The sequence below is a fragment of the Rhodobium gokarnense genome, from assembly GCF_025961475.1.
Lineage (GTDB): Bacteria > Pseudomonadota > Alphaproteobacteria > Rhizobiales > Rhodobiaceae > Rhodobium > Rhodobium gokarnense.
Map to the genome: position 1 here is coordinate 214587 of NZ_JAOQNS010000009.1, position 8367 is coordinate 222953.

An 8367-nucleotide genomic window follows, 5' to 3' on the forward strand; every position below is an offset into this window, starting at 1 on the left:
CATGCCGTCGACCAGCTTTGAACGACGCCGGCGCAGGGCCGGCCTCTTGTTCGTGGCGCCAGCAGCCATCGTGCTGCTGGCGATCCTCGCCTATCCGATCGTGGAGAGTTTCATCCTCTCCACGCAGAGCGTGAGGCTGGTCGCAGGCGGTGTCACCAAGGAGTGGAATTCGTTCGGCAACTACATCCGTCTCGCCGGCGACGAGACGTTCCGCCGGGCGGTTGTCAACACCGTCTTCTTCTCCTTCGGCGAGGTGGCGCTGGTCGTCAGCATCAGCCTCGCCGTCGCCCTTTTGCTCAATCATCCGCTCGGGCGCTGGGGCTTCTTCCGCATCATGCTGGTCATCCCGTGGGCGATCGCGCCGGTCGCCAACGCCGTGCTGTGGAAATGGATCCTCAATTCCAACTACGGCATCCTCAACGGGCTCCTGAAATCCCTTGGCCTCATAGAATATTACCAGGTCTGGCTCGCCCGGCCGTGGTCGGCCTTCGGCTTTCTCCTGTTCATCGACGTCTGGAAGTCGGTGCCGTTCATCGCGCTGCTGCTCCTTGCCGGCCTGCAACGGGTGCCCTCGAGCCTATACAAGGCCGCCTATATGGACGGCGCCGGCCGCTGGCAGGCGTTCCGTCACGTCACCCTGCCGACCATGCGCGGCGCGCTGGCGATCGCCGTCGTCCTGCAGACCATCTGGTCGCTCCGGGTGTTCGAGATCATCTTCGTCCTGACCCGCGGCGGGCCGGCCGACGCGACCGTGCTGATGAACTTCCTCGCCTACCGCGTCACCTTCAACTTCCTCGACATCGGCTATGGCGCCGCGATCGCCAACATCATCTTCGCGCTCACCTTCCTCCTGGCGATCACCTATGTCTGGCTGATGCAGCCGCGCAAGCGGAGGGTCTCGTCATGAGCTTTGCCTCCGCGCGCGGCCGGGGCCGCGGCTTCAGGCTGCTGGTCGTCGTCGGCCTGATCCTGTTCGTCGTCTGGTCGGCGGCGCCGATCCTCTGGCTGATCGTCTCCAGCCTGATGCAGCAGCAGGCGCTGATCGTCCAGCCGCCCGATTTCTCGCCGTCGAATTTCACCCTGGAGAATTTCACCGAGGTGATCCTCTCGGCCGCCTCTCTCGGCCGTGGCATCCTCAACTCCTTCATCGTGGCGCTGTTCTCCACGGCCGTCGCGCTCGTCATCGGCGCGCCGGCCGCCTACGCGCTCGCGCGCCTTGCCGTGCCGCGCGCCAACGCGCTGGCCTTCCTCGTGCTCGCCACCCAGATGCTGCCGGGCATCGCCATCGCCATCCCGCTGTTCCTGGTGATCAGCCGGCTCGGCCTGATCGACAACGTGCTGGCGCTCGGCATGGTCTATCTGTCGTTCAACCTGCCGATCGTCATCTGGATCCTGCGCGGCTTCTTCCTCGCCATTCCCGAAGGGATCGAGAAGGCGGCGGCAGTCGACGGGGCCGGCGTCGTCGGCACGTTCCTGCACATCGTGCTGCCGATCTCGATCCCGCCGCTCGGCGCGGCGGCCGTCTTCGCCTTCGTGGAGGCCTGGAACGAATTCTTCTTCGCGCTCATCCTGACCCGCCAGGACGCGCAGACCGTGCCGCTGGTGATCGCCCAGTTCGCCGGCCAGTACCAGACGCTGTTCGGGCAGATGATGGCCGCCGCCACGATCAGCATCGCGCCCGTCATCGCGCTCGCCATCATTTTCCGCAACCAGATCGTCCGCGGCTTCGCCGACGGCATGATGAAGGGTTGAGCTTCCCATGTCCCGGATCGAACTTCGACATGTCGACAAGTCCTTCGGCGCCGTCGGCGTCTGCCACGACATCAACCTGACGGTGGAAGAGGGCGAGTTCGTCACCCTGCTCGGCTCGTCCGGCTGCGGCAAGACGACGACGCTCAACATGGTCGCCGGCCTGGAGGATCCGTCCAAGGGCGACATCCTGATCGGCGGGCGCCGGGTCAACGACCTGTCGCCGGTCCAGCGCGACGTCGCCATGGTGTTCCAGAACTACGCGCTCTACCCGCATATGACGGTCGCGGAAAACCTCGGCTTCACCCTGAAGATGCGCAAGATGGCGAAGCCGCAGATCGCCGAGCGGGTGGCGACCGTTGCCGCCTCGCTGGAGCTGACGCCACTGCTGGAGCGGCTGCCCTCGGCGCTGTCGGGCGGCCAGCAGCAGCGCGTCGCCATCGGCCGCGCCCTGGTGCGCGAGCCGCGCGTGTTCCTGTTCGACGAGCCGTTCTCCAACCTCGATGCTTCGCTCCGGGTGAAGATGCGCGCCGAGGTCAAGCAGCTCCACCAGCAGCTCGGCGTCACCACCCTGTTCGTGACCCACGACCAGGAGGAGGCGATGTCGATCTCCGACCGCATCGCCGTCCTCAACCGCGGCAAGGTCGAGCAGTTCGGCACGCCCGAGGAGATCTATTCCCGCCCGGCAACGCGCTATGTCGCGCGGTTCATCGGCAACCCGCAGATCGACCTCGTCCCCGGCGAGCTGGAACGCGGCGCCGACGGCACGGTGCTGCGGCTTGCCGGCGTCGCGCTGACATTGCCGGATTTCGTGCCGCCCCCCGGCGCCGGCCCGGCCGTCGAGGTCGGCGTCCGGCCCGAACATATCCGGCTCACCGAGACCGGCATTCCGGCAAAGGTGCAGCTCGTCCAGCCCGTCGGCGCGGCAACCCATGTGGTGCTCGGCTGGGAGGGCGGCGACCTCATCGCCAGCGTTCCCGGCTTCGTGCACCTCAGCGTCGGCGCGGCAATCCATTTCGAAATCGATCCCCGGCACGTCCTCGTGTTCGACGCGCAGAGCGGGGACAGACTGGTCTGACCCACGGAAGAGAAAAAGACATGAACGAAGCACTCCGTCCCAATTCCATCGCCAAGCGCGACGTCGCGGTGCACCTGCACTCGCAGACCAACCCGAAATATCTGGCAGAGCATGGCCCGCTCGTGGTCTCGGAAGGCTCCGGCGTCCACATCACCGACAGCGACGGCAAGGCGTATCTCGACGCCATGGCCGGGCTGTGGTGCGCGACCCTCGGCTTCACCAACGAGCGCCTCGCCGCGGCGGCGAGCGAGCAGTACAGCAAGCTCGGTTTCTACCACACCTTCTTCAACCGCACGATGGACAAGGCGACCGAGCTCGCCGAGAAGCTCGTGGACCTGACCGGGATGGCCGGCGGCAAGGCCTATTTCGCGACCTCCGGGTCGGAAGCCAACGAGACCATGATCAAGCTCGCCTGGGTCTACCATACGGTCCGCGGCAAGCCGACCAAGCGCAAGGTGATCGCCCGCGAGCGCGCCTTCCACGGCTCGACCATCGTCGGTGCCTCGCTGTGCGGGCTCTCCTTCATGCACCGCGAGTTCGGCCTGCCGCTGCCCGGCTTCCTGCACACCTCCGCCCCGTTCCCCTATCGCGGCATGCGCGAGGGCGAGGACGAGGCGGCCTATGTGGCGCGGCTCTGTGCGGACCTGGAGCGCCTGATCGTCTCCGAGGGGCCGGACACCATCGCCGCCTTCATCGCCGAGCCGATCTATGCTGGCGGCGGCATCATCGTGCCGCCCGAGACCTATTTCGCGGAAATCCAGAAGGTCCTGAAGAAATACGACATCCTGGCCCTGTCCGACGAGATCGTCTGCGGCTTCGGGCGCACCGGCAACTGGTTCGGCAAGGACACGGTCGGCTATGAGCCAGACATGATGGCCCTCGCCAAGGGCCTGTCCTCCGGCCACTTCCCGATCTCGGCGGTGGTCGCCAAGGGCGAGATCTACGACGCCGTCTACGCGTTCAACGAGGCCGGCGGCAATTTCGGCCACGGTTTCACCAATTCCGGCCATCCGGTCGGCCTTGCCGTGGCGCTGGAAGCGATCGCCATCTACGAGGAAATGGACGTCGTCGACCACGTGCGCAGGATGGGCGCGCGGCTCTCCGGCCATTTCAACGAACTCGCCAAGACCTCGCCGATCATCGGCGAGGTGCGCGGCGCGGGCCTGATGTGGGGCATCGAGCTGGTCGAGGACAAGGACACCAGGGCACCGTTTGCGCCGGACCTCAAGGTCGGCCTCTCCTTCGACCACATCGCCTATGAGAACGGCCTGATCTGCCGCTGCATGGACGACACGCTGGGCTATGCCCCGCCGCTGATCGTCGGCGAGGCGGACGTCGACGAGATCGCCGAGAAGACCGAAAAGAGCCTCAGGGCGCTCGAGAAGCAGCTCGGCGTCCGCTAGCGCGGGCCCGCGGCCAACCGCATTCACGCGCCATGCGTCAGCCCGCTGCCATGGCGCGTGTCTTTGTCCCGGAACCGGCTTCCGTTTTCGGGAGACGCGCGCCAGCCCCTTGCGCCGGAGTCCTCCAGCAAAACCGGCCATTGACGGCGAGACGCGCGTCCACGGCGCCAGAACCATAGATCACCGGCGCAACAACGGCCGGGGGCGTCCGACGACGCCCCCGGCAAACCGTTCCCCGACAAATCATTCCAGATCATCGGCCATCGCTGCGGGACATGCGCCACCACGCGCCCGAGGCTCCGTGCAGGGGTCTTCCGGCGCATCGAAATTTCCCGGTATTACTTCGGTTGAATTTTGAAAGAACTATCGAAAAAGGCGCCAAATACAAGTTATACGAAGTAAAACACAGCAGTTTCGGCGATATTTTCACCAACCGTTAATGCTGGTGCAGCGTAGTGCAAGGGTTCGGAGTCTTCCTCTTGCTTCAGGTTGCACGACCCATGATCCAACGCCTTCTTCAGCGGATTGCCATCGGTCCGCGCATCGCCGCCCTCTGTCTTGTGCCCATCATCGCTTTTGTCGGGGTCGATGTCGTGGAGATCATGGAGGAATGGGAGAGCGCCGAAGAGGCCGCCCTGGTTGCCGAAGTGGTGGAGTTGGCGCCGGCGATTTCCGGTCTGGTGCATGAATTGCAGAAGGAGCGCGGCACCTCGGCCGGCTTCATCGGCTCCAAGGGCAAGGCTTTCGCCGACACCATCGGCGCCCGCCGCGCCGACACCGACCGCGCGCTGGCCCGCTTCCGGTCCAGCATCTCCGCGCCGACCGGCAAGCTCGACACGCCGTCCTTCACCGAACCCTTCGCGGAGGCGCGCAAGCGCCTCGCCGAGCTTGAGGCAAAGCGCGGCGAGGTCGACCGCTTCGAACTCACCGTGCCGCAGATGGCGGGCTTCTATACCCCGCTGATCACCGACCTCCTCAACATGATCGAGAGCACCGTCGGCGTCATCAACGACGGCTCGACGCTGCGCCCGGTGCTCGGCTATGTCGCCCTCCTGCAGGCCAAGGAGCGCGCCGGCATCGAGCGGGCGATGGGCGCCGCCGGCTTCGGTGCCGGTATGTTCAAGGAAGGCATCTATCGCAACTTCATCCGCCTCGGCGCCATGCAGGACACCTATTTCGCCCTGTTCCGCCGCTTCAGCCCGGCCGAAGACGTGGCGTTTTTCGACCAGACCCTGAAGGGTGCCGTCGAGGAGGACGTCGTCGCCCTGCGCAAGCTCGCCACCGGAGCCCCCTTCGGCACCGACATTTCCGGCGTCACCGGCCCGCAATGGTTCAAGACCTCGACGGCGCGCATCGATGCGCTGAAGACGGTGGAGGACCGGCTCGCCGAGGGCATTGCCGCAACCGCCCGCAGCGCCGGGGCGACCGCGCGACTGGAGTTCTGGGGCCTTACCATCTCCCTTGTGGTCCTCCTCATCGGCGCTCTTGTCGTCTCCTATGTGGTGGCGCGCTCGATCATCGATCCCGTGAAGCGCCTGAATTGCACGCTGAGGCGGCTTGCCAGCCACGACTACGACGCGGAGATCACCGACAGCGACCGCGCCGACGAGATGGGCGCGATGGCACGCTCGGTGGCGATCCTCAAGGACAACGCCCTGGCCCGGGTCGACCTGGAGGCAAGGGCCAAGCGCGAGCGCGACCGCGAGCGCGACCGCCAGGGCCATATCGAGGGCGTCGTCGGCGCTTTCCGCCACAGCATCGACACCACCATGCGCGAGGTCTTCGAACGGGCGAGGGAAATGAGCAGTTCCGCCGGCCGGCTCGCCGATGTCGCCAAGACGGCGACCGGAAAGGCATCGGAGGTCGACGCCGCCTCCGGCAATGCGGCCGAGAACGTCGAGCAGGTCGCCGCGGCGGCCGAAGAACTGAACCACGCCATCCATGAGATCGCCCAGCAGACCGGCAAGGCGACCGACCTCGTCTCGACCGCCGCCGAGACCGCTGCCGCCACCGACCGTGACGTCTCGACCCTGTCGGAGGCGGCCGTGCGCATCGGCGAGGTCATCACCCTGATCCAGGGCATCGCCGAGCAGACCAACCTCCTGGCCCTCAACGCGACCATCGAGGCGGCCCGTGCCGGCGAAGCGGGCCGGGGCTTTGCCATCGTCGCCTCGGAGGTCAAGACGCTCGCCAACCAGACCTCCCAGGCGACCGAGGAAATCGCCGCCCAGATCACCGGCATCCAGCAATCGACGGAAGGCGCCGTTGCCGCCATCGGCCGCATCACCGACGTGGTCGGCGAGATCCGCGACCTCACCGCGATCATTTCCGGCGCCGTGGAGAAGCAGCAGGCCGTCACCGGCAACATCGCCCGGTCCGTCGCGGCCGCGTCCGACGGCACCGGGGAAGTCGCCCGCAATGTCGGCTCCGTCTCCGACGCCATCGGCCAGACCGCCCAGGAGGCGCACGCGGTCAACGACTTCTCCGATGAGCTGTTCAAGGCGATGGAGCTGCTTTCCGGCAACATCGAGGACATCCTCGGCAACATCTCGCGCGACGTCGAGGACCGCCGCGCCGCGCTCCGCGAGAAGCTGCGCGAGGTCGTCGTCATCGACGGCGACGGCCGCCATTTCAACACCTCGCTCACCGAGGTGACGGCGACCGGAGGACGCATCGAGGCGGTCGGCGGCATCAAGGCCGGCGACGTCGTCGGCATCGAGATGTTGGGCGGGCGGATTGTCTCGGCCACCGTTTCGGGCGGTGGCACCGGCGGGCTCGAACTGCGCTTCGCCGAGGACGTCTCCGACGTCGCCGCGGCCCTGGCGGCCTGAGCGCCGGGGCCGATGACCGCGCGCACCCCCGCCAGGCTCTTCCTGCCGCCCGCCGGCACCGTGCCGGCCGGCCCGAGCACCATCTTCGCCGCAACGCCCCTCGACAAGTCCTTCGGCGTCTTCGGCCCGGCCCACTCCTGATTATCGCGGGTGGCGGCAAAAAACCGTCGGCGTATTCTTGAAAAGCCAAGTCTTTCCCGGCTATCCATTTGCCGGGCCGATGTCGTTAACGTGCGGCAACGCCAGAACGGGCAGCGACAGGCCCGAAGGGAGGCCGTTTGTCGAGACGGAAAGAAGCGCCGCAAAAGGAAACCGGCGAAAAGGACTATCGCTTCATGTCGGCGCTGGCGCGCGGGCTGTCGGTGCTGCGCGCCTTCGGGCCCGACAACCGGCCGCTCGGCAATGGCGAGATCGCCGAGCGGGTCGGGCTGCCGAAGCCGACCGTCTCGCGCATCACCTTCACGCTGACCGAACTCGGCTATCTCGATTATGTGGAGGACTCCGGCCGCTACCGGCTGGGGCCCGGGATCCTGACTCTCGGCTACGACGTGCTGGCGCAGATGGAAATCCGCGACATCGCCCGGCCCTACATGCAGGAGCTCGCCAACTACGCCAACGCCTCGATCTATCTCGGCGTGCCGAACGGGCTGGAGATCATCTATATCGAGGCCTGCCGGGCGCCGGCCTCCATGGCCATCCGCCTCGGCGTCGGCTCGCGCATTCCGCTGCCGACGACCGGCATGGGGCGGGCCTATCTGGCGGCGCTTCCCGAGGCCGACCGCAAGGCCCTGATCGCGCGGCTGAAGGTCTCCTATGGCGACGACTGGAAGACCGTCGAGCCGGGCATGACGAAGGCGATCGCCGAGACGACCGAGCGCGGTTTCTCGCTCGCCATCGGCGAATGGGTGTCGGAGGCGAATTCCGCCGGCGCCGCCATCCGCCGCTCCGACGGCTATCCGGCCTACGCCATCAATGTCGGCGGCCTGCGCTCCATCATCACCCGCGAGCGCCTGGAAAAGGACCTCGGCCCCCGCGTCCTCGGCGTCGCCCGCCAGATCGAGCTGGTCGCGCGCGGCCTGTTGTGAGGCAAGAGTATCTGGCGACCCGGTAAGGCCCGCGCCACCGCCGAACTGGATTGCTTCGCTGCGCTCGCAATGACGGCGAGTGGAGATTCCCTAAATATTTCAGCGTCATCAACACAGTTATGTCTTTGGTTGGATTTGATCGCGGATTCTGGCGTTTATGATTGTGATGAGCTTTCTTGCGATGGCGATGAGGGCGACCATTTTGGTTTTTCCGTTTTCGC

Annotated in this window: 7 protein-coding genes; all 7 read left to right on the forward strand. The window is 66.4% G+C overall.

The window, feature by feature from the left end; all coding sequences use genetic code 11:
• The first annotated feature begins 1 nt into the window (after window position 1).
• Window positions 2-907, forward strand: a complete 906-nt coding sequence (locus M2319_RS16330; RefSeq protein ID WP_264602521.1) for a carbohydrate ABC transporter permease — start codon at window positions 2-4, stop codon at window positions 905-907.
• Window positions 904-1752 (forward strand): carbohydrate ABC transporter permease, encoded by an 849-nt coding sequence (locus tag M2319_RS16335; protein ID WP_264602522.1) that lies wholly within the window; start codon window positions 904-906, stop codon window positions 1750-1752. The genes M2319_RS16330 and M2319_RS16335 overlap by 4 nt, the downstream gene beginning before the upstream one ends.
• A 7-nt stretch (window positions 1753-1759) precedes the next feature.
• Window positions 1760-2827, forward strand: coding sequence for an ABC transporter ATP-binding protein (locus M2319_RS16340; protein ID WP_264602523.1), 1068 nt, complete (start codon window positions 1760-1762; stop codon window positions 2825-2827).
• Between the two features lie 20 nt (window positions 2828-2847).
• Window positions 2848-4230, forward strand: a complete 1383-nt coding sequence (locus M2319_RS16345) for an aminotransferase (protein ID WP_264602524.1) — start codon at window positions 2848-2850, stop codon at window positions 4228-4230.
• A 500-nt stretch (window positions 4231-4730) separates the two neighbouring features.
• Window positions 4731-7061 carry a methyl-accepting chemotaxis protein gene (locus M2319_RS16350; protein ID WP_264602525.1) on the forward strand — a complete coding sequence of 777 codons (2331 nt, stop codon included), beginning with the start codon at window positions 4731-4733 and terminating at the stop codon, window positions 7059-7061.
• 12 nt (window positions 7062-7073) lie between these two features.
• Entirely contained in the window at window positions 7074-7202 is a 129-nt protein-coding gene (locus tag M2319_RS16355) for a hypothetical protein (protein ID WP_264602526.1), read from the forward strand.
• 137 nt (window positions 7203-7339) lie between these two features.
• The gene (locus tag M2319_RS16360; protein WP_264602527.1) at window positions 7340-8146 is read left to right on the forward strand and encodes an IclR family transcriptional regulator; all 807 of its coding nucleotides are present in this window, start codon (window positions 7340-7342) and stop codon (window positions 8144-8146) included.
• Window positions 8147-8367: the final 221 nt, after the last annotated feature.

Coding starts and splice junctions, on each gene's coding strand:
- M2319_RS16330 (WP_264602521.1), top strand. CDS start 2: ATGCCGTCGACCAGCTTTGAACGACGCCGGCGCAGGGCCGGCCTCTTG.
- M2319_RS16345 (WP_264602524.1), top strand. CDS start 2,848: ATGAACGAAGCACTCCGTCCCAATTCCATCGCCAAGCGCGACGTCGCG.
- M2319_RS16335 (WP_264602522.1), top strand. CDS start 904: ATGAGCTTTGCCTCCGCGCGCGGCCGGGGCCGCGGCTTCAGGCTGCTG.
- M2319_RS16340 (WP_264602523.1), top strand. CDS start 1,760: ATGTCCCGGATCGAACTTCGACATGTCGACAAGTCCTTCGGCGCCGTC.
- M2319_RS16355 (WP_264602526.1), top strand. CDS start 7,074: ATGACCGCGCGCACCCCCGCCAGGCTCTTCCTGCCGCCCGCCGGCACC.
- M2319_RS16350 (WP_264602525.1), top strand. CDS start 4,731: ATGATCCAACGCCTTCTTCAGCGGATTGCCATCGGTCCGCGCATCGCC.